18 protein-coding genes are annotated in these 20,618 nt (G+C 71.9%); 15 read left to right on the top strand and 3 right to left on the bottom strand.

The window, feature by feature from the left end; all coding sequences use genetic code 11:
- Nucleotides 1-158: 158 nt before the first annotated feature.
- Nucleotides 159-1,448, top strand: coding sequence for a hypothetical protein (locus tag ACFC0D_RS05405; protein WP_376431254.1), 1,290 nt, complete (start codon nucleotides 159-161; stop codon nucleotides 1,446-1,448).
- Nucleotides 1,449-1,649: 201 nt separating this feature from the next.
- Here ACFC0D_RS05405 and ACFC0D_RS05400 read toward each other — a convergent pair whose 3' ends face one another.
- The gene (locus tag ACFC0D_RS05400; RefSeq protein ID WP_376431252.1) at nucleotides 1,650-2,636 is read right to left on the bottom strand and encodes an ATP-binding protein; all 987 of its coding nucleotides are present in this window, start codon (nucleotides 2,634-2,636) and stop codon (nucleotides 1,650-1,652) included.
- A 102-nt stretch (nucleotides 2,637-2,738) separates the two neighbouring features.
- On the opposite strand from ACFC0D_RS05400, the gene ACFC0D_RS05395 reads away from it, so the two are divergent.
- Complete coding sequence (locus ACFC0D_RS05395; RefSeq protein WP_376431250.1) at nucleotides 2,739-3,566, top strand: oxidoreductase; 828 nt, start codon at nucleotides 2,739-2,741, stop codon at nucleotides 3,564-3,566.
- 382 nt (nucleotides 3,567-3,948) lie between these two features.
- Here ACFC0D_RS05395 and ACFC0D_RS05390 read toward each other — a convergent pair whose 3' ends face one another.
- Nucleotides 3,949-4,815 carry an HAD family hydrolase gene (locus ACFC0D_RS05390; protein ID WP_376431248.1) on the bottom strand — a complete coding sequence of 289 codons (867 nt, stop codon included), beginning with the start codon at nucleotides 4,813-4,815 and terminating at the stop codon, nucleotides 3,949-3,951.
- A 476-nt stretch (nucleotides 4,816-5,291) separates the two neighbouring features.
- Between ACFC0D_RS05390 and ssd the strand changes: the two genes are divergently transcribed.
- From ssd to ACFC0D_RS05355, 7 genes are all read left to right on the top strand, one after another.
- Nucleotides 5,292-6,449, top strand: coding sequence for a septum site-determining protein Ssd (gene ssd / locus ACFC0D_RS05385; RefSeq protein WP_376431246.1), 1,158 nt, complete (start codon nucleotides 5,292-5,294; stop codon nucleotides 6,447-6,449).
- On the top strand, nucleotides 6,446-7,627 hold the full coding sequence (locus ACFC0D_RS05380) for a TadA family conjugal transfer-associated ATPase (protein WP_376431244.1): 1,182 nt from the start codon (nucleotides 6,446-6,448) through the stop codon (nucleotides 7,625-7,627). The genes ssd and ACFC0D_RS05380 overlap by 4 nt, the downstream gene beginning before the upstream one ends.
- Complete coding sequence (locus ACFC0D_RS05375; RefSeq protein ID WP_376431242.1) at nucleotides 7,624-8,523, top strand: type II secretion system F family protein; 900 nt, start codon at nucleotides 7,624-7,626, stop codon at nucleotides 8,521-8,523. The genes ACFC0D_RS05380 and ACFC0D_RS05375 overlap by 4 nt, the downstream gene beginning before the upstream one ends.
- Before the next feature lie 59 nt (nucleotides 8,524-8,582).
- Nucleotides 8,583-9,320: a type II secretion system F family protein gene (locus tag ACFC0D_RS05370; protein ID WP_376431284.1), complete on the top strand. Its 738-nt coding sequence runs from the start codon at nucleotides 8,583-8,585 to the stop codon at nucleotides 9,318-9,320.
- 61 nt (nucleotides 9,321-9,381) lie between these two features.
- Entirely contained in the window at nucleotides 9,382-9,588 is a 207-nt protein-coding gene (locus ACFC0D_RS05365) for a DUF4244 domain-containing protein (RefSeq protein ID WP_376431240.1), read from the top strand.
- On the top strand, nucleotides 9,575-9,934 hold the full coding sequence (locus ACFC0D_RS05360; protein ID WP_376431238.1) for a TadE family type IV pilus minor pilin: 360 nt from the start codon (nucleotides 9,575-9,577) through the stop codon (nucleotides 9,932-9,934). The genes ACFC0D_RS05365 and ACFC0D_RS05360 overlap by 14 nt, the downstream gene beginning before the upstream one ends.
- A 371-nt stretch (nucleotides 9,935-10,305) precedes the next feature.
- On the top strand, nucleotides 10,306-10,647 hold the full coding sequence (locus ACFC0D_RS05355) for an Rv3654c family TadE-like protein (protein ID WP_376431236.1): 342 nt from the start codon (nucleotides 10,306-10,308) through the stop codon (nucleotides 10,645-10,647).
- Here ACFC0D_RS05355 and ACFC0D_RS05350 read toward each other — a convergent pair.
- Nucleotides 10,589-13,066 carry a DEAD/DEAH box helicase gene (locus ACFC0D_RS05350; protein WP_376431234.1) on the bottom strand — a complete coding sequence of 826 codons (2,478 nt, stop codon included), beginning with the start codon at nucleotides 13,064-13,066 and terminating at the stop codon, nucleotides 10,589-10,591. The genes ACFC0D_RS05355 and ACFC0D_RS05350 overlap by 59 nt on opposite strands.
- Nucleotides 13,067-13,144: 78 nt before the next feature.
- Between ACFC0D_RS05350 and ACFC0D_RS05345 the strand changes: the two genes are divergently transcribed.
- From ACFC0D_RS05345 to ACFC0D_RS05320, 6 genes are all read left to right on the top strand, one after another.
- A complete protein-coding gene (locus tag ACFC0D_RS05345) occupies nucleotides 13,145-13,498 on the top strand; it encodes an STAS domain-containing protein (RefSeq protein WP_137988538.1) in 354 nt (117 codons plus the stop codon).
- A gap of 92 nt (nucleotides 13,499-13,590) precedes the next feature.
- Nucleotides 13,591-14,049: an ATP-binding protein gene (locus ACFC0D_RS05340; RefSeq protein WP_376431232.1), complete on the top strand. Its 459-nt coding sequence runs from the start codon at nucleotides 13,591-13,593 to the stop codon at nucleotides 14,047-14,049.
- A 434-nt stretch (nucleotides 14,050-14,483) separates the two neighbouring features.
- Nucleotides 14,484-16,892 (top strand): sodium-translocating pyrophosphatase, encoded by a 2,409-nt coding sequence (locus ACFC0D_RS05335; RefSeq protein WP_376431230.1) that lies wholly within the window; start codon nucleotides 14,484-14,486, stop codon nucleotides 16,890-16,892.
- Between the two features lie 188 nt (nucleotides 16,893-17,080).
- Nucleotides 17,081-17,734, top strand: a complete 654-nt coding sequence (locus ACFC0D_RS05330; RefSeq protein ID WP_376431228.1) for a small secreted protein — start codon at nucleotides 17,081-17,083, stop codon at nucleotides 17,732-17,734.
- A 337-nt stretch (nucleotides 17,735-18,071) separates the two neighbouring features.
- Nucleotides 18,072-19,613 carry a methyltransferase gene (locus ACFC0D_RS05325; RefSeq protein WP_376431226.1) on the top strand — a complete coding sequence of 514 codons (1,542 nt, stop codon included), beginning with the start codon at nucleotides 18,072-18,074 and terminating at the stop codon, nucleotides 19,611-19,613.
- On the top strand, nucleotides 19,610-20,614 hold the full coding sequence (locus ACFC0D_RS05320; RefSeq protein ID WP_376431224.1) for an ArsR/SmtB family transcription factor: 1,005 nt from the start codon (nucleotides 19,610-19,612) through the stop codon (nucleotides 20,612-20,614). The genes ACFC0D_RS05325 and ACFC0D_RS05320 overlap by 4 nt, the downstream gene beginning before the upstream one ends.
- Nucleotides 20,615-20,618: the final 4 nt, after the last annotated feature.

Here is a 20,618-nt window from a genome sequence, read left to right as displayed (position 1 = left end):
GCAGAGTAAAGACTGCGGCACTTTTTTCGGGGCAAACGGGGCAATGATTCACCGGTTCCGGTGATTAGTACTCAGAGTTCAGCTTGTCGTTTCATCTTTCCGGCGGTCGTGGTGCGACGTTGACGCCGCTCGCATCGAACCCGAGGAGAGGTGGGCGGATGACAGCCGCCGGGAGAAGGACCACTGCCCGCACCAGGACGCTTGCCGTCGGCGCTCTCGCCGCCGCGCTGATCACCGGAGTCGCCGGTTGCTCGGACTCGGGCAAGCCGACATCGAGTCAGGGCGCGCCGGGCGCGAAGGAACGCCCCGCCGCGGCCCCGCAGAACGCGGTGCGCCTGATCGGTGACGGCTCCACCGCCATCACCGGCGCCCAGCCGAACCAGCCGGTCTGGAAGAAGCTCAAGCCGGGCGAACAGCCCCCGCAGTTCGTGGTCTTCTCCTGGGACGGCGCGGGCGAGGACAGCCAGAAGCTCTTCTCCCACTTCCGCAAGGTGGGCAAGAAGTACGACGCGACGATGACGTACTTCCTCAGCGGCGTCTATCTGCTGCCCGAGGAGAAGCGCAAGCTCTACGACCCGCCGCAGCACAACGCCGGCAGTTCGGAGATCGGCTTCAACGACACCGAGGGCATCCGCGACACGGTCCGTGAGCTGCGTGGCGCCTGGCAGGAGGGCAACGAGGTCGGCACGCACTTCAACGGCCACTTCTGCGGGCCGGAGAGCGGTGTCGGCAACTGGTCGGTCGAGGACTGGAAGAGCGAGATCCGCCAGGCCAAGTCCTTTGTGAAGAACTGGAAGACGAACGCCGGCCTGACCGCCGAGCAGCCGCTCCCCTTCGACTACGACAAGGAGCTGGTCGGCGCCCGCACGCCGTGCCTGGAGGGCCGCGAGAACTTCGTCAAGGCCGCGTCCGAGCTGGGCTTCCGCTACGACACCAGCGGCGTCAACGACCAGATCTGGCCCGAGAAGGACCACGGCCTGTGGGACCTGTCGATGCACCTGGTCCCGGTGCCCGGTCGCGCGTTCCAGACGCTCTCCATGGACTACAACTTCATGGTCAACCAGTCGGGCGGCAAGACCCAGGGCGACCCGGCCATGCACGAGTACTGGGGCAACCAGATGCGTGACGGTCTGGTGCAGGCCTTCAACCGCTCGTACCGCGGCAACCGGGCGCCGGTGATCATCGGCAACCACTTCGAGTCCTGGAACGGCGGCACGTACATGCGCGCCATCGAGGAGACCATCGCCACGGTCTGCGTCCAGAAGGACGTGAAGTGCGTGTCCTTCCGCCAACTCGCGGACTGGCTGGACGCACAGGACCCGGCGGTGATCGCGAAGATGCGGACCCTGAAGGTCGGCGAGGCCCCGAAGGGCGGCTGGGAGACCTTCCTGGCCTCCCGGCCCCTGACGTCGCCCTCACCGGCGCTGAAGCAGGCTGAACGCCCCTGACGCCCCTTCGGTGACTGCTGGTGCTTCAGCTGGGTTGGGGAACGGCGTATCGCTCGCTGAGCACGAACTCGGGGTCGACCTGCGCTGCCAGGTCGGCCCCGGGCCTCTCCTTTGTCCGCACTCCTCGCGGCGTTCGGCGCCGGGGCGCCTCGCGGGCTTCGGAGTGCCGCGCCGGCCTCCGGCCGTCGGTCGTGGGCGCGGTCAGCTGGGTTGGGGAACGGCGTATCGCTCGCTGAGCACGAACTCGGGGTCGACCTGCGCTGCCAGGTCGGCCCCGGTCTTCGCGTTGCCCCAGCTCTCCGCGTTGCGGAGGTGGAAGTGGACCATCTGGCGCGTGTAGCGCTCCCAGTCGCGGTGGGCGTACGAGTCGTCCGCCGCGTTCTGGAGGGCCTGGAGCGCCATCCGGTTGTCCGCCTCCAGGAGTTCGAAGCGGGACGGGCGGCCCTTCTCCATCCCCCGGACCCAGTCCGAGTGGCCGACCGTCACCAGCAGGTCGTCCCCCACCTCGGCGCGCAGGAAGTCCACGTCGTCCGGGCCCTGCACCTTGTTGCCGACGACCTTGAGCGCTACGCCGAAGTCCCGCGCGTACTCCTTGTACTGGCGGTAGACCGAGACGCCCTTGCGGGTCGGCTCGGCGACCAGGAACGTCATGTCGAAACGGGTGAACATCCCGGAGGCGAAGGAGTCCGAGCCGGCCGTCATGTCGACGACGACGTACTCGTCCTCCCCGTCGACCAGGTGGTTCAGGCACAGTTCCACCGCGCCGACCTTGGAGTGGTAGCAGGACACCCCGAGATCCGACTCGGTGAACGGTCCCGTCGCCATCAGCCGGATGTCGCCGTCGTCGAGCCGCACGGTCCGGGCGCACGCCTCGTACACCGGGTTGTCCTCGCGGACCCGCAGCAGCCGCGAACCCTCTCCCGGCGGGGTCGTCTTGATCATCGTGTCGGCGGAGGTGATCCGTGGGTTGGAGCCCCGCAGGTACTCCTTGATCAGCGGCAGGTGCGCGCCCATCGCGGGCAGCGTCGCCGCCTCGGTCTCGTCGAGACCCAGCGCGGCCCCGAGATGTTGGTTGATGTCGGCGTCCACCGCGACGACGGGGGCTTCATTGGCGGCGAGGTGGCGGATGAAGAGCGAGGACAGCGTGGTCTTTCCGCTGCCGCCCTTCCCTACGAAAGCGATCTTCATGTTCACCTAGCGTAGTGCCATGATCGCGGCGTGTGGTCAAGGTGCGTGAAGAAGACCACTCCAACGTGGGGCGGCGGCCAGGGGCGCGTAGCCTCCCTACTTATGAGTACGCACGCCTCTGACCCCCTGGCCGCCCTCGGCTCCCTGCCGGGCGTCGCCGATTCGGTGGACTCCGTACGCAAGGCCGTCGACCGGGTCTACGGGCACCGCGTGATGCGGCGCCGCAGCAACGAGATCACCTCCGAGGCGGCTCTGCGCGGCGCGCGGGGTTCGGCCGCGCTCTCCGGCGCCGACTGGGCGCTGGAGGAGGTCCGCCGGCGGACCGACTTCGGTGGGGACGCCGAGGCGCGGACGGTGGGAGCGGCACTGCGGCTGGGCGCCGAGGCCGGTCAGCTGCTCTCCATCTGGCGCCAGTCGCCGCTGCGGGTGCTGGCCCGGCTCCACCTGGTCGCGGTGGGCGACACGGCCGACTTCGGGGACTCGGTCGGCAGGCCCCGGCAGGCCGGCGAGGCGGTCGACGAGCCGCTGATCGAGGCGCCGCTGCCGGACCCGGCCGAGGTCGCGGGACGGCTCGACGGGCTCTCGGAGCTGATCATCGCCGGTGGTACGGCCCCGGCGCTGGTGACGGCGGCCGTGGTGCACGGTGAACTGCTCGCGCTGCGGCCGTTCACCTCGTACAACGGGCTGATCGCGCGGGCCGCCGAGCGGATCGTGCTGATCGGCAGCGGGCTGGACCCGAAGTCCATCTGCCCGGCCGAGGTCGGGCACGCCGAGCAGGGGCGTGCCGCGTACGTCGCGGCGTTCGACGGGTATCTCTCCGGGACTCCGGAGGGCATGGCGGCCTGGATCGCCCACTGCGGGCGGGCCGTGGAGCTGGGTGTCCGGGAGTCGACGGCGGTGTGTGAGGCGCTCCAGCGCGGCGCTGCCTAGGCGGGTGCGACGCCGGGCGTCTCCTGGGGCGTCTCCCAGGGGTCCCGGGGCGATCTCGCGGTGATCTCGTGGGCCTCGGGAAACTTCCCGGAACAGGGTTGCGGCGGTACCAGTCCTGGTACCGCCGCTGGCACGTCTGCCGAGTTACCAAGCGTCCTCGATATGTGCCCATCAGGCGGGGAACTTTGCCCGTCGCCTGGTGCGGCTGGCCCGTAATCGACGGGTCGACGTCGCGTGGGTGCTCAGCTTCTGTGCATGGTCCGTGGGGCCTTCTTGCTCAACAGGTGATCCTCTCGGATGTCCTAGGTCTCGCGGGCCTGATTCCTTTCTACTCCTGTCGGATGGGATGCGAAAGTCCTGGCTGCACTTCTTTACTTTCGTATCAAATCCGGGCAAAGCGATCGGCGAGGGCGGCCTGCCGTCGACGGTTGGCGTACCAGACGAGTCCGGCGGTCGCAGCGGCCGCGCCGACGGCGGCCGCCGCCACGAGCGCGGGGCGCGGCGGCATCCGGAACGCGGGCAGGCGCTGCTTGAGGCGGACCGGCTTCTCGAAGGCCAGGATCGGCCAGTCCCGGGTCGTGGCCTCGCGGCGGAGCGTCCGGTCGGGGTTCACCGCATAGGGGTGGCCCACGGCCTCCAGCATCGGTACGTCGGTAGCCGAGTCGCTGTACGCGTAGCAGCGCGAGAGGTCGTAGCCCTCCGACTCCGCGAGCTCCCGGACCGCCTCGGCCTTGGTGGGTCCATAGGCGTAGTACTCCACCTCCCCGGTGAAGCAGCCGTCGTCGCCGACGACCATCCGGGTGGCGACGACCCGGTCGGCGCCCAGCATCTCGCCGATCGGCTCCACCACCTCGGCGCCCGAGGTCGAGACGATCACGACGTCACGGCCGGCGGCGTGGTGCTGCTCGATGAGCGAGGCCGCCTCGTCGTAGATGATTGGGTCGATCAGCTCATGCAGGGTCTCGGCGACAAGCTCCTTGACCTGCGAGACGTTCCAGCCTTTGCAGAGCGCGGAAAGATATTCGCGCATCCGCTCCATCTGATCGTGGTCGGCGCCGCCCACGAGGAAGACGAACTGGATGTAGGCAGTCCGTAGGACGGCGCGGCGGTTGATCAGTCCGCCTTGGTAGAAGGACTTGCTGAAGGTCAGCGTCGACGACTTCGCAATGACCGTCTTGTCCAGGTCAAAGAAGGCGGCTGTGCGCGGCAACGAGTGGTTTTCCACGAGGCGAGCATAGGTGCCCGCCATTCGGCGTACGCTCGGGCGTGTGGGTTTGCCTGAGAAGGCTCTCGGGTACACCATGGAAGTCACGGATCGTTCGCGACCGTGCTAACCCGGTCCGGCTCCTCCCCCCCCGAGTCGGCCGGAGAGACGACCCCCGCTCTCCCCCCCGGCGGGGGTCGTCGCATGTCCGGACGCATTTTCGCCTGCTGGATCCTCATGTCTCCCCCTCCCGTCGGCCGTGCGGCCGCCGCTGCGTGATGCCCTCGTTTCGTCACTCAGCGTAGCGGATGGGCTGCTCTCCGGACATCCCTGGTATGAGGCACGGGGATATTCACAACCGGTGAGTTATCCACAGTTTTTGAGCAAGATCCACAAGATTTCCGGGATGGCGTCACGGTGATTCCCGCCGCGAACTCCGCGGTTGGAAGGAATCACCGATCTCGGCCGTGCGACCGGCGCGGACGGGATCACACGGACAGGGGGCGTCTGCTGTGACGGGAATGTCGACTTTCAGAACTTCCGGGGGTTCCAGGGCCGCGAGGTCCATCGGCTCATCCGGAACGCCGGACGGGGAGAGGGCCGGCGGGGGACACCGGGCCGGGCCGTTGATCGTGACCGAGGACCTGACGCTGCTCGACGATCTGTTGCGGCTGTGCGCCGCGGCGGGGGCCGAGCCCGAGGTGCACCACACCGTGCCGGAACAGCGAGCGAGCTGGGCCGGCGCCCCGCTCGTCCTGGTCGGCGACGACGCGGCGGCCCGCTGTCGCGGGGCCGCCCGCAGGCCCGGCGTGATCCTCGTCGGCAGGGGCGCCGAGGGCCGCGAGGACCCCGAAGTGTGGCGGCGGGCCGTCGAGATCGGCGCCGACTGCGTGCTGCGGCTGCCGGACGCCGAGAGCTGGCTCGTCGACCGGATCGCCGACGCGGCCGAAGGCGCCGGGAAGCAGGCGCTGACCGTGGGCGTCATCGGTGGACGCGGCGGCGCCGGCGCCTCGACGCTGGCCTGTGCCCTCGCGCTGGCCGCCGCAAGGACCGGGAGGCGCACCCTGCTCGTGGACGGCGACCCGCTCGGCGGCGGACTCGACGTCCTGCTCGGCGGAGAGCGGGCCGAAGGCAGGCGATGGCCCGACTTCGCCGCCTCCAAAGGGCGAGTGGCGGGCGGCGCCCTGGAGGAGTCGCTGCCCTCGGTGCGCGGACTGCGGGTGCTCAGCTGGGACCGGGGGGACTCGGTCCTGGTACCGCCCGAGGCGATGCGCTCGGTGCTCGCCGCGGCGCGCAGGCGCGGCGGGATCGTGGTCGTGGATCTGCCCCGCCGGGTCGACGCGGCGGTGACCGAGGCGCTGGCACAGCTGGACCTCGGACTTCTCGTCGTCCCCGGCGAGTTGCGGGCCGTCGCTGCCGCGCAGCGGGTCGCCACCCACGCGGGCCGGGTGGTGCGCGATCTGCGTGCGATGGTGCGCGGTCCCTACCCTCCCGGGCTCGACGAGCAGTGGGTCGCGGACGCGCTGCGGCTGCCGCTCGCCGGAGAACTGCCGCACGATCCCGGCCTCCTGGCCGCCTTGGACGGCGGCGCACCGCCGGGCGGCGAGGCGCGGGGAGCGCTCGGCCGATTCTGTGCGGAGTTCTGGGCGCGTGCCCTGACCCCGGACGGGGCGTCATGAGCGCCGGGGCGCCCATGGGCGGTGCGGGTGGCGGTGCGGGGCTTCTGGAGGCCGTGCGGCAACGGCTCGCGGAGAGCGGTGCCGAGCCGACGCCCGCACGGGTCGCGGCCGCGCTGCGGGCCCAGGGGCGGCTGCTCGGAGACGCGGAAGTTCTGGGTGCGGCCGAGGCCTTGCGGTGCGAGCTCGTCGGCACAGGCCCGCTGGAACCGCTGCTCGCCGATCCCGCCGTCACCGATGTGCTCGTCTCCGCACCCGACCGGGTCTGGGTCGACCGGGGCGCCGGTCTCGAACTCACCGAGGTCCGCTTCGCGGACGCGCCGACCGTACGCCGGCTGGCGCAGCGGCTCGCGGCGGTGGCCGGCAGGCGCCTGGACGACGCCCGGCCCTGGGTGGACGCCCGTCTGCCCGACGGGACCCGGATGCACGCCGTTCTCCCGCCGGTGGCGGTCGGCTCGACGTGTCTGTCGCTGCGGGTGGTGCGGCCGCGGGCCTTCTCCGTGGGGGAGTTGACCGCGGCGGGCACGGTCCCGCCGGGCGGGGAGCGGCTCCTGCGGGCGCTGATCGAGGCCCGGGTCTCCTATCTGATCTCCGGCGGTACGGGTTCGGGCAAGACAACACTCCTTTCCACGCTGCTCGGTCTGGTCGGCGAGCGGGAGCGGATCGTCCTGGCCGAGGACTCGGCCGAACTGCGGCCCGACCACCCGCATGTGGTCCGTCTGGAGGCGCGCCCGGCCAATCAGGAGGGCGCAGGTCTGGTGACCCTTCGGGATCTGGTCCGGCAGGCGCTGCGGATGCGGCCCGACCGGCTGGTGGTCGGCGAGGTCCGGGGCGGGGAGGCGGTCGATCTGCTGGCCGCCCTCAACACGGGCCATGAAGGCGGCTCGGGAACGCTCCACGCCAACACGGCGACCGACGTGCCTGCCCGTCTCGAGGCGCTCGGGACGGCGGCGGGCCTCGACCGGGCGGCGCTGCACAGCCAGTTGGGCGCCGGACTCTCGGCGGTGCTGCATCTCGTACGGGACCGGGCGGGGCGACGGCGGATCGCCGAGATCCATGTCCTCGAGAGGAACCGGGAGGGGCTTGTGGTGACCGTGCCCGCGCTGCGTTGGGGAGCGGCCGGGTTCGAGCGGGACCGGGGCTGGGGGCGGCTGCGGTCGCTGATCGGGGGCGAGTGGTGAGCGGGCAGCAGTGGGTGCTTGCGCAGGGCGCGGCGGCGCTGTGCGCCGGGGTGGCGATCTGGCGGCTGGCCGAGCGGGAGCGGGGGCTGCGCCGGTCACGGCTGGTGCTGGCGGACGGGGGCGCTCCGGAGACCCTCGGGGCACTGGTGGCTTCGGGGCGTGGGTTCGCATCGTTTCGGGCGGTGGGCGAGCGGTGGTGTGCCGTGGTGCGGGCGCGGCGGGCCTGGCTGTGTCTGCCCGTAGCCGCGGTCCTTGCGCTCGTCGGGGAGTCACCGCTGCCGTTGGCTGCCGGGGCGCTCGCGGTGCCGCTGGTGGGGCGCAGGCTGCGGGCGGCGGCGCTCCGCAAGGAGCGGGAGGCGCGGTCCGACGCGGTCGTGGCCCTGTGCGGTGTGGTCGCGGGTGAGCTGAGAGCCGGCCGACAGCCCCCACAGGCGCTGCTCTTCGCGGTCGGGACGACCAAGGCGCTCGGGCCGGCGGAGGAGGCGGAGGTCCTCGCGGCCGCCCGGTTCGGCGGGGACGTGGCGGGGGCGTTGCGACGGGCGGCGCGTGAGGACGGTGGAGACGGTCTGGCCGGCCTGGCGGCCTGCTGGCAGGTCGCGGTGGACGGCGGCGCGGGGCTGGCCACGGGACTCGACCGACTGGAGGCCGCGCTCAGGGAGCACCGGGACCAGCGGGAACGGCTGAGGGCCCAACTGGCCGGGGCCTGGGCGACGGTGACTGTCCTGGCCGTGCTCCCGGCGGTGGGGCTCGCGCTCGGTACGGCACTCGGCGCGCGGCCGCTGCACGTGCTGCTGCACACGCCGGTGGGGCTCGGGTGTCTGGCCGTCGGCGGCGCCCTGGAAGCGGCCGGTCTGTGGTGGGCGGCGCGGATCGTGAGAGGCGGGGAGCGGGCGTGAGCGGACCGACGGGACTGACGGGACTCGTGGGGCTGGATGAGTTCGTCCACAGGCTGGGGATGGTGATTGCGGTCACCGGCCTGATCATCTCGGCCGCCTGGACCGTGGTCGACCGACGGCGTCAACGGCGCACGCGCAAGCGGATCGCGGCCTTGTTGGACACCGAGTTCGAGCGGCGAGGACGGCGCGCGATCGGACTTCCGTCCTGGCTGCGCTGCTGGGTGGGGCCGCTCCTGGCGGCGGTCGTGGGCTGGGTGCTGATCGGTGGCCCGGCCGGCCTCCTGGCGGGCGGCGCCACCGGCTGGGGAGTACGACGCTTCCGTGCCCGACGCGCCCCGGCGACGGGCGACGACGGGGCGGCCCTGCGGCAGCTCCCGCTCGCGGCCGACCTGTTGGCGGCCTGCGCGTCGGCCGGAGCGGGGCCCGGAGAGGCGGCGGAGGCGGTGGGCCGGTCGCTGGGCGGACCCGTCGGCGAGCGGTTGGCCCGGACGGCGGCGGAGCTCCGTCTGGGCGGCGAACCGGCCGACGTGTGGCGGAGGTTCGGCGCGATACCCGGCGCCGAGGGTCTCGCCCGCTGCCTGGAACGGGCCGGCTCCTCCGGGGCGCCCGCAGCGGAGGCCGTCTCGAAACACGCCGCCGACCTGCGGGCCGAGCGCGCACGGAAGGCGGCGGCCCGGGCGCAGCGTGCGCAGGTGCTGATCACCGCACCCGTGGGGCTCTGCTTCCTGCCCGCCTTCCTGGCGGTGGGGGTGGCTCCGGTGGTGATCGGCCTCGCCGGCGGCCTCCTGCGGCACTGATCGAACACGAACACGAACACGAACACGACCGCGAGCAACAGCACGAACACGACGACAGCACATGGGGGTTGGCATGAAGAGGATCAGCGCATGGTGGCGGGCCCGGCGGACGGCTCGGAGCGATTCGGGGATGACCACGTCGGAGTACGCGATGGGGACGATCGCCGCCGCGGCCTTCGCGGCCGTGCTGTACAAGATCGTGACCAGTGGCGGGGTCTCAGGGGCGCTGGAGTCCGTGATCGGGAAGGCGCTCGATGCGCCGTTCTGAGGACCGGGGCGCGGTGACCGTGGAGGCGGCGATGGCCCTGCCGGCCCTGGTGGTGTTCACCATGGCCCTGGTCTGGGCGCTCGCCGCGGCGGCGGCGCAGATCCAGTGCGTGGACGCGGCGCGGGCCGGGGCACGGGCGGTGGCCCGGTCGGAGCCGGTGGCCGGTGCCGAGGCGGCGGCCCGGGCGGCCGCGCCGGAGGGGGCCAGGGTCGGCGTCACCCGTTCGGGCGAGCTGTGGCGGGTGACTGTGGAGGTACCGGCTCCGGGGCCCGGCGGGATGGGGCTCACCCTGCGCGCCGGGGCGGCAGCGCTCGCCGAGGACACGGTGGGGGTGGCGGCGTCATGAGCAGAGCAGAGACGGGCGCGACCGGCAGAACGACGGGGAGGGGAGGGGCGAGCGGGGCCCATCGGGCGAGCAGGACGGGCGGGGCGAGCGGGACGGCTGGGCCGCGCGAGGTCGATAGGACGAGCAGGACGGCCCGGACGGCCCGGACGGCCCGGACGGCCCGGACGGCCCGGACGGGCGGGACGGCCCGGACGGGCGGGACGGGCGGAGTGAGCAGGACCGGAGGGGCGACCGGGGCCGATAGGGCGAGCAGGACGGCCCGGACGGCCGGGGCGAGCTGGGTCGGCAGAGCGGCCGGGAAGGGCGGGATGGCCGGGACGGTCGGGGCCGGCAGGGCCCGGGGGACGGCTGTCGGGCGGGGGGACCGGGGGATGGCGACGGTGTGGACCGCCTTCGCGGCCTGCGTCCTGTGTGTGGTGTTCGGGGCGGTGCTCGCGCTGGGGCAGGCGGTCGCGGCCCGGCATCGCGCGGGCGGGGCCGCGGACCTGGCGGCGCTCGCCGCGGCCGACCGGGCCCTGTGGGGCGAGGAGGCCGCCTGCGCGGCGGCCGCTCGAGTGGCGGGTGCGCAGGGCGCGGCCGTGCTGCGGTGCTCCCTGCGGGGCGACATCGCGGACGTGACCGCGGCGGTGCGCCTGGGGCCCTACGCGCCGACCGTCAGGGCCCGGGCGGGGCCTCCTGAGGCTCTTCCGGGGCTTCCCGCAGCAGTTCCGTGAGGAGGCGCACGGCGCCGCGCTTGTGGAGCGGGTCGTTGCCGTTGCCGCATTTGGGCGACTGGATGCAGGAGGGGCAGCCCGCCTCGCACTCGCAGGAGGCGATCGCCTCGCGGGTGGCCGAAAGCCACGCGCGGGCGGTGTGGAAGGCCCGCTCGGCGAAGCCGGCGCCACCCGGATGGCCGTCGTAGACGAAGACCGTGGGCAGCAGCGTGTCGGGGTGGAGCGGGACCGAGACCCCGCCGATGTCCCAGCGGTCGCAGGTGGCGAAGAGCGGCAGCATGCCGATCGAGGCGTGCTCGGCGGCGTGCAGGGCGCCCCCGAGGATCTCCGGATTGATCCGGGCCGCGTCCAGCTGGTCCTCGGTGACCGTCCACCACACGGCTCGGGTGCGCAGGGTGCGGGGCGGCAGGTCGAGCTTGGTCTCGCCGAGGACCTCGCCCGTGATGAGGCGGCGGCGCAGGAAGGAGACGACCTGGTTGGTGACCTCGACGGAGCCGTAGCAGAGGCGGCCGGATCCCCAGGGGATCTCGATGTCGGTTTCGAGGACGGAGATGGAGGTGGTGTCCCGGGCGGTGGTGGAGTACGGCGGACTGGCCTCCTCGACCAGGGCCACGGAGTCCTTCAGGTCGAGGGTCTTCACCAGGTAGGTGCGGCCCTGATGGAGGTGGACGGCGCCGTCGTGGACGGCGGTGTGGGAGGCGGCCTCGTCGACCGTGCCGAGGAGACGGCCGGTGGCGGCCTCCACGATCTGGACGGGGCTGCCGCCCCCGCCCCGGATGTCGGTCAGGTCGGCGGCCCGCTCACGGCGGGTCCAGTACCAGCCGGTGGAGCGCTTGCGCAGGAGCCCGGCGGCCTCCAGCTGGGGCAGCAGTTCGGGGACGGCCGGGCCGAAGAGCGCCAGGTCGGCGTCGGTCAGCGGGAGCTCCGCGGCGGCGGCGCACAGGTGGGGGGCGAGGACGTACGGGTTGTCGGGGTCGAGGACCGTCGACTCGACCGGCTGCTGGAACAGGGCCTCGGGGTGGTGGACCAGGAAGGTGTCCAGCGGGTCGTCGCGGGCGACCAGGATCGCCAGGGCGCCCTCTCCGGAGCGGCCGGCGCGGCCCGCCTGCTGCCACAGGGAGGCCCGTGTGCCCGGGTAGCCGGCGATCACCACGGCGTCCAGGCCCGAGACGTCCACGCCCAGCTCCAGGGCGGTCGTGGCGGCCAGGCCCAGCAGCTCGCCCGAGTGCAGGGCGCGCTCCAGGGCGCGGCGCTCCTCGGGCAGATAGCCACCACGGTAGGCGGCGACCCGGCGGGCGAGGGAGCGGTCGACCTCGGCGAGGCGTTCCTGGGCGATGACCGAGATCAGCTCGGCGCCGCGCCGGGAGCGGACGAAGGCGACCGAGCGGACGCCTTGGACGGTCAGGTCGGTCAGCAGGTCGGCGGTCTCGGCGGTGGCCGTGCGGCGCACCGGGGCGCCCTGCTCGCCGTGGAGCTCGGTCAGCGGCGGCTCCCAGAGGGCGAAGACCAGCTCGCCGTGCGGGGAGGCGTCGTCGGAGACCTCCGAGACCGGCAGGCCGGTCAGTCGGCCGGCGGCCAGGGCGGGCTCGGCCGAGGTGGCCGAGGCGAGGAGGAAGACGGGATCCGCGCCGTACCGGGCGCAGACACGCCGAAGCCGGCGCAGTACCTGGGCGACATGGGAGCCGAAGACGCCGCGGTAGGTGTGGCACTCGTCGATCACGACGAAGCGCAGGGAGCGCAGGAAGGAGGACCACCTGGGGTGGGACGGGAGTATGCCCCGGTGCAGCATGTCGGGATTGGTCAGCACGTAGTTCGCGTACTGGCGGACCCATTCGCGCTCCTCGACCGGCGTGTCGCCGTCGTAGACGGCAGGCCGGATCCGGTTGCCGAGCGGGGCGGCCAGCTCGCGTACGGCGCGGCGCTGGTCGGCGGCGAGGGCCTTGGTGGGCGCCAGGTACAGGGCGGTGGTGCCCCGGCCGTTCGCGGCCTCGGAGCCGTCCAGGAGCGTGGACAGGACGGGTGCGAGATAGGCCAGCGACTTGCCCGAGGCGGTGCCGGTCGAGATCACCACGGATTCGCCGTCCAGGGCGTGCTCGGCGGCCTCTGCCTGGTGGGCCCAGGGGTGCTCGATGCCGGCCGTCTGGATCGCGCCGATCACTTCCGGCCGGATGCGATGCGGCCAGACGGCATGGCGACCCTCCCGGGCGGGCAAGTGCTCCGTATGAGTGATGCGCGCGGCCCGGCTCTCGCCCGAGGAGAGCCGGTCGAGGATCATGCCGGGAGAGGGGCGGCTGCCCGTGTCCCCGGCAGGTCGACTGGGGCGGTGATTCTTGGCCATCGGCACCGAGTGTGTCACTGGCGTGACGGACAATGCTCCCAAGGCGTCGTGCATGGCTGCTGGTAAGTGATTGAATGCCATCGCGGCTGGCGATCCGTCCCCCGACTCCGCCGGGGAGACCGAGGGGCGACCGCTCGATAGCAAGGTGCTGGAGGATCCGTGGACCTGTCCCTGTCGACTCGCAATGTGTCCGGCCCGAGTGGCGACCGTACGGTCGTCGAGGTCGGTGGCGAGATTGATGTGTATACCGCGCCCAAGCTGCGCGAGCAGTTGGTCGAGTTGGTGAATGACGGCAGCTACCACCTGGTTGTCGACATGGAGGGCGTGGACTTCCTCGACTCGACCGGCCTCGGCGTGCTGGTGGGCGGCCTGAAGCGCGTCCGCGCGCACGAGGGCTCGCTGCGCCTGGTCTGCAACCAGGAGCGCATTCTGAAGATCTTCCGGATCACCGGTCTGACCAAGGTGTTCCCCATTCACACCACGGTCGACGAGGCCGTCAACGCCACCGACTGACGGCCGGCCGGCTTCGGAAGAAGGAGTGGAGAGCCGGGCCGCACACGCCCGGTCCTCCGACCTGCCCGCCCATACGTTCCTAGGGGGACCGCATGGCCACCGTTGAACTCCGCTTCAGCGCCCAACCCGAGCACGTCCGCACGGCCCGCCTCGTGGCGGCCGCGGTGGCGCGCAGGGCCGGGGTCGACGAGGCGGTTCTCGACGAGGTCAGACTCGCCGTCGGCGAGGCGTGTTCCCGTGCAGTGGGGCTCCACCGCAGCAACGACGTCATCACCCCTGTCCGGGTCGTGCTGACCGAGGAGGAGAAGACGTTCTCCATCGAGGTCGGCGACGAGGTCCCGGGCGCGGGTGTGGCGGCGGCCGATGCCGCCGGTGTGCCCGGTGCGCGGGACGATGCTCCGGCCGAGGAGTTCGACGACGCGGACGGTGAGGACGAGATGGGGCTCGCGGTGATCCGTGGGCTCGTCGACGACGTCGAGGTCCGAGCCGGCGAGGAGGGCGGGGTCATCAGGATGAGCTGGCCGACCACGCCTGCGGTCGCGCTCCCCTGAGAGTCCCCTGAAGGCTCCTCCGAGAGGCCTCCTGTGGGCGCGTCTCCGAGGGGTCCCCTGAGCGTTCCCCCGGGGAGCGTCCGAGGAGCACCCCCTCCGAGCGCTCCCCCAGGGACCGCTCTCCCAGGACCGTCCACCCAGGACCGTCCACCCAGGACCGTTCCCCGGGGCTCTTCCCCCGAATGGCTTACGTCGAACGAATGGCGCACCTCGATCCTTCGAGATCATGGCGAGATCATGAAAGAGGCCCTGCTGAGCAGGGCCTCTTTTCATTTCTCTAGATCATGGATCATGTGTAAATGCTTTTGCCCCATTACTTCTTTCGATGGGAAGATCGAGTCAATGGGGAATTCCGTTTGCGGCGCCCTGTTTTGATCAGGTTCTGCTCCCTACAATCCGTCCACATCTTGAGCTCGCAACGTCAAGGAGGACGAATGGCGGGGCTCTTCAACACAGAACTGACCGGACACCCCACTTCTCTCGCCGCGGCGGTACTCACCGACGAGAACCGAACCATCGTGATCGTCATCGCGGTCGTCGCGCTGGCCGCGCTCTTCGTAGCCCAGGTGCTGGTGCGCCAGGTGCTCGCGGCCGGTGAGGGCACCGAGGCGATGAAGAAGATCGCCGCCGCCGTACAGGAGGGTGCGAACGCGTATCTCGCACGGCAGTTGCGGACACTCGCGATCTTCGCCGCTGTCGTGTTCTTCCTGCTGTTGCTGCTTCCCGCCGACAACTGGTCGCAGCGCGCCGGGCGTTCCCTCTTCTTCCTGGTGGGTGCGCTTTTCTCGGCGGCCACCGGATACATCGGCATGAGGCTCGCCGTACGGGCGAATGTGCGAGTGGCCGCGGCCGCCCGCGAGGCGACCCCGGGGCCGGGCGAACCGGAAAAGGATCTGACGTCCGTCTCGCACAAGGCGATGAAGATCGCTTTCCGCACGGGCGGAGTGGTCGGCATGACCACCGTGGGCCTCGGCCTGCTCGGTGCCTCCTGCGTCGTCCTCGTCTACGCGGCCGACGCGCCCAAGGTCCTGGAGGGCTTCGGCCTGGGTGCCGCGCTCATCGCGATGTTCATGCGAGTCGGCGGCGGCATCTTCACCAAGGCCGCGGACGTCGGCGCCGACCTCGTCGGCAAGGTCGAGCAGGGCATCCCCGAGGACGACCCGCGCAACGCCGCCACCATCGCCGACAACGTGGGCGACAACGTCGGTGACTGCGCGGGCATGGCCGCCGACCTCTTCGAGTCGTACGCCGTCACGCTCGTCGCCGCACTCATCCTCGGCAAGGCGGCCTTCGGCGACCTCGGCCTCGCCTTTCCGCTGATCGTCCCGGCGATCGGCGTGGTCACCGCGATGATCGGCATCTTCGCGGTCGCCCCGCGGCGCGCCGACCGCAGCGGAATGACCGCCATCAACCGCGGCTTCTTCATCTCCGCGGTGATCTCGCTCACCCTGGTCGCCATCGCCGTCTTCGTCTACCTGCCCTCCTCCTACGCCGACCTCAAGGGCGTCACGGAGCCCGGCATCCAGAGCCATGCCGGAGACCCGCGGATCCTCGCCCTGGTCGCCGTCGCCATCGGCATCGTCCTGGCCGCGCTGATCCAGCAGCTCACCGGCTACTTCACCGAGACGACCCGGCGCCCGGTCAAGGACATCGGCAAGTCCTCGCTCACCGGCGCCGCCACCGTCGTCCTCGCCGGCATCTCCATCGGTCTGGAGTCCGCCGTCTACACCGCCATGCTGATCGGCCTCGCCGTCTACGGGGCGTTCCTGCTGGGCGGCGCCTCCATCGTGCTGGCCCTGTTCGCGGTCGCCCTGGCCGGCACCGGCCTGCTCACCACCGTCGGTGTGATCGTCGCCATGGACACCTTCGGACCGGTCTCCGACAACGCGCAGGGCATCGCCGAGATGTCCGGCGACGTCCAGGGCGCGGGCGCGCAGGTCCTCACCGACCTCGACGCCGTCGGCAACACCACCAAGGCCATCACCAAGGGCATCGCCATCGCGACCGCCGTCCTGGCGGCGGCGGCGCTGTTCGGCTCGTACCGCGACGCGATCGCCACGGCGGTCGGCGACGTCGGGGCCAAGGTCACCGAGACGAATCTCTCGATGGACATCTCCCAGCCCAACAACCTCTTCGGGCTGATCCTCGGCGCAGCGGTCGTCTTCCTCTTCTCGGGGCTCGCGATCAACGCGGTGTCGCGCTCGGCCGGCGCGGTGGTCTATGAGGTACGGCGGCAGTTCCGCGAGCACCCCGGGATCATGAACTACACCGAGAAGCCCGAGTACGGGCGCGTGGTCGACATCTGCACCAAGGACGCGCTGCGCGAACTCGCCACGCCCGGACTGCTCGCCGTGTTGGCGCCGATCGCGGTCGGCTTCTCACTCGGTGTGGGCGCGCTCGGCGCGTACCTCGCCGGAGCGATCGGCACGGGTGCGTTGATGGCGGTCTTCCTCGCCAACTCCGGCGGGGCGTGGGACAACGCCAAGAAGCTCGTCGAGGACGGTCACCACGGTGGCAAGGGCAGCGAGGCCCATGCCGCGACCGTCATCGGCGACACCGTCGGCGACCCGTTCAAGGACACCGCGGGACCGGCCATCAACCCGCTGTTGAAGGTGATGAACCTGGTCGCCCTGCTGATCGCGCCCGCGGTGGTGCAGTTCAGCTACGGCGACGACTCGAGTGCCGGACTGCGGGCGCTGATCGCCATCCTCGCGATCGTCGTCATCGTCGGTGCCGTCTACGTCTCCAAGCGGCGTTCGGTGGCCGTCGGCGACGAAGCGGGTGACGAAGGCAACGCCGCGCATCGCAAGGCCGCTTCGCCGGATACGCCGGTGATTTCGTAACACCTGGTCAGAGTGCGGGCGGACGGCATGTGTTGACATGTCGTCCGCTCGTTGCGTGTGGGGGAGTGAGGCGTGTCTCCCTTGGTGCGAACGGCTGCAATATGGGATGAATCGGTCGCACGAAAGGTGGATGTCGCCCGCATGGCGTGTATGTTCCGGGGCCGAGAGCCTTGGAAGGGACCGATCCGGTGAACAAGAAACTTGCGGCCGCGCTGTCCGGCGGCGCGGTACTGGTACTCGCGCTGTCCGGTTGCAGCGACGACGGCGACAAGGTCGACGACTGGGCCAAGACGGTCTGCGACCAGGCGAAGCCCCAGATCCAGAAGCGGGCCGACGCACAGCAGCTCATCATCTCGACGGCGGCGGACGGAAAGCCGGCCGACATCCAGGCCGCCGACTCGAAGGCCTTCCAGGACATCGCCGACGCGGACCGCGCGCTCGCCAAGTCCATCGAGGCCGCCGGTGCGCCGCCCGTGGACAACGGGGAGAAGCTCCAGCAGGACGCGGTCAAGGAGCTCAACGCCACGGCGGTGGCGTACGAGGGGCTGAAGAAGCAGGTCGACGGGCTCGACCCGAACAACCAGCAGAAGTTCGCGGACGGTCTGCAGGGTGTCGCCGACGGTCTGAAGAAGATCGAGAAGATGGACCAGGACGCGCTGGCCAAGCTGCAGTCCGGTGAGCTGGGCACGGCGATGGCGAAGCAGCCGGGCTGCCAGAGGGCGACGCCCTCGCCGGCGGCGGGCGGCTCGGCGTCTCCCGACGCGGGCTCCAAGCCTTCGGAGAAGACGTCCACCAAGCCTTCGGAGAAGCCGTCGGGATCCGCGAGCAAGAAGGCGGAGTAGGGCGGACGGGCCGTACGGGCCCCGGGTGAGCACCGCTCGCCCGGGGCCCTCGCGTTGCCGACCGGGCAGGCACGACGCGGCCGGGTCCGAGGCAGCCGGGACCGTGGCCCGGGTCCGTGGCGGGCCGGGTCCGTGGGCCTGGTCCGTGGCGGCCCAGGTCCGTGGCGGCCCGTTCCGCGGCCCAGGTCCGTGGCGGGCCGGTGGCCCGGGTCCGCGGCCCAGGTCCGTGGCGGGCCGGTGGCCCGGGTCCGTGGCCCGGGTCCGAAGCCGCCGGGTCCGGGGTCGCCCCGGGCGGGGCGGCAGAGGCAATGTCGGTGGCGGCCGTCACAATGGTGGGGTGAGTACGACCAGCCTGACCTCCCGCCTCCCCGTGCCCGCGCACGCCGCCCGGCTGCGCGAAGCGCTGCTCGCCGCCGACTTCACCGCCGACGGCCTGCTCGAACTGCTCGGCGCCCCCGCCTACGCCGCGCTCGCGCGCAGCGAGACCGTGCCTGCGCTGCGGGCCACCCGGGGGGACTCCCCGCTGGAGACCCTCGTGCGGCTCTTCCTGCTCCAGGGGTCCGTCCCCGCCGAGCGGGCGGCCGTCGCGCTGCCTCTGGAGGAGTGCCTGGCGGACGGCTGGGTGGAGCTCGTGGACGACGAGGTCCGCGCCGCCGTCGACGTACGGCCGTACGGCGGGCCCGAGGGCCAGGACTGGTTCATCGTCTCCGACCTGGGCTGCGCCGTCGGCGGGGCCGGCGGCATCGGAAAGAAGGACGAAGGCGTCGTCCTCGGCGTCGGCGGGGCCTCCACCACCCTCGCCGGCATCACCGTCCGTACGCCGGTGTCCTCCGCGCTCGACCTCGGCACCGGCTCCGGAATCCAGGCCCTGCATGCCGCCCAGCACACCACCCTGGTCACCGCCACCGACCTGAACCCCCGCGCGCTGGACTTCACCGGCCTCACCCTCGCGCTCTCCGGCGCCCGCGAGGCCGAGCTGCTCCAGGGCTCCCTCTTCGAGCCGGTCGACGGCGATACGTACGACCTGATCGTCTCCAATCCGCCGTTCGTCATCTCCCCCGGCGCCCGGCTCACCTACCGCGACGGCGGGATGGGCGGCGACGACCTGTGCCGCACGCTCGTGCAGGAGTCCGGGGAGCGGCTCAACGACGGCGGCTACGCCCAGTTCCTCGCCAACTGGCAGCACGTCGAGGGCGAGGAGTGGCAGGACCGGCTGCGCTCCTGGGTCCCCCGCGGCTGCGACGCCTGGATCGTGCAGCGCGAGGTCCAGGACATCACCCAGTACGCCGAGCTGTGGCTGCGCGACAGCGGCGACCACCGCGAGGAGCCGACGGAGTACGCGACGCGGTACGGGGCCTGGCTGGACGAGTTCGAGGCCCGTAAGACCAAGGCCGTCGGCTTCGGTTGGATCACCCTGCGCAAGAACGCCGCCGTGGCCTCCGGCGCTGTCGAGCCGTCGATCGTCATCGAGGAGTGGCCGCACCCGGTCGAGCAGCCGCTCGGCGACACCGTACGGGCCCACTTCGAGCGCCAGGACTATCTGCGCGCCCATGACGACGCGGCCCTGCTCGCCGACCACTTCGCCCTCGCACCCGAGGTGATGCAGGAGCAGGTCGGGCTGCCGGGCGCCGAGGACCCCGAGCACGTCGTGCTGCGGCAGAACCGCGGGATGCGGCGCGCCACCAAGGTGGACCACGTCGGGGCGGGCTTCGCGGGCGTCTGTGACGGCTCGCTCAGCGCCGGCCGGATCCTCGACGCGATCGGGCAGCTGATGGGCGAGGACCCCGTGCTGCTGCGCGACCGCACCCCGCAGGCGATCCGGCTGCTGGTGGAGGAGGGATTCCTCCTCCCGGTCGGCGAGGAGGGGCGGCAGGGTTGATACGGATCGAGCTGGACGAGGCCTCGCTCGGGGCGACCCGCATCGCGATCAGCCCGCTGCGGGACGCCTTCTGCGCCCTCCACCTCGCGCTGCCGTGGCGGCGGCCCTCCTGGCCGTACCAGGAGTGGGTCGTCGGCGCGCGGGAGGTGTGGCGCGAGGACGAGCGGCTCGGGCCGCTGCGCGAGCTGCTTGCCGAGGGACGGTACGAGGTCTCCGACTTCCTGCTGCCGCGCCCCGTCGGCACGGTGAATGTCCACGAGGAGCTCGATCAGCTGCGCTCCACCGACCCGGAGTTCGTCCGGGCCCAGGCGGCCGTCACCTTCCCCGGGATGGCCGACGAGCCCTTCCTGCTGCCCTATCTGAAGGACCCGCAGGCCGCCTGCGCGGCGCTCGCCGACGCGTACGCGGCCTGGTGGGAGGGCGCGATCGAGCCGTACTGGCCGACCATGCGCCGACTCGTCGAGGACGAAGTCCTCGTCCGGGCGCGGACCTTCGCGACCGAGGGCGTCGACACGCTGTTCAGCGGGCTCGAAGCGCGCGGGCGCTGGGAGCGTCCGGTGCTCGAACTGACCAAGCACTACGAGGCGGAGTACGCGACGGGGGAGCGGCGTCTGGTACTGGTCCCGCTCGTCTTCGCGGAGGGCTGCCGGCTCTACTCCACCGACGACCCCGAGGTGGTCGCCGTCTCCTACCAGGCGCGGGGGGCGGCAACGCTGCGCGAACCGGTCGAGCCCGTCGCCGAGGACCGGCTCGGGCTGATGCTCGGACGCGGCCGTGCGGCCGTCCTGCGGGAGCTGGTCGGTCCCCTGACCACGGCCGGTGTCGCGGACCGGCTCGGGCTCGCGCCCAGCACGGTCTCCGAGCATCTGTCGGTGCTCGCGGAAGCGGGCGTCGTGACCCGGCACCGGGTCGGCCGCTCCGTCTACTACCAGCTGACGGACACCGGCCGTTCGCTGCTCGCGCTCCTCGCCGGGGAGGGCGTGCTGCACGCGGTCGCCTGACGAT

The organism is Streptomyces sp. NPDC056222 (assembly GCF_042264065.1).
Taxonomy (GTDB): domain Bacteria; phylum Actinomycetota; class Actinomycetes; order Streptomycetales; family Streptomycetaceae; genus Streptomyces.
This window is presented reverse-complemented; position numbering and strand designations above follow the sequence as displayed.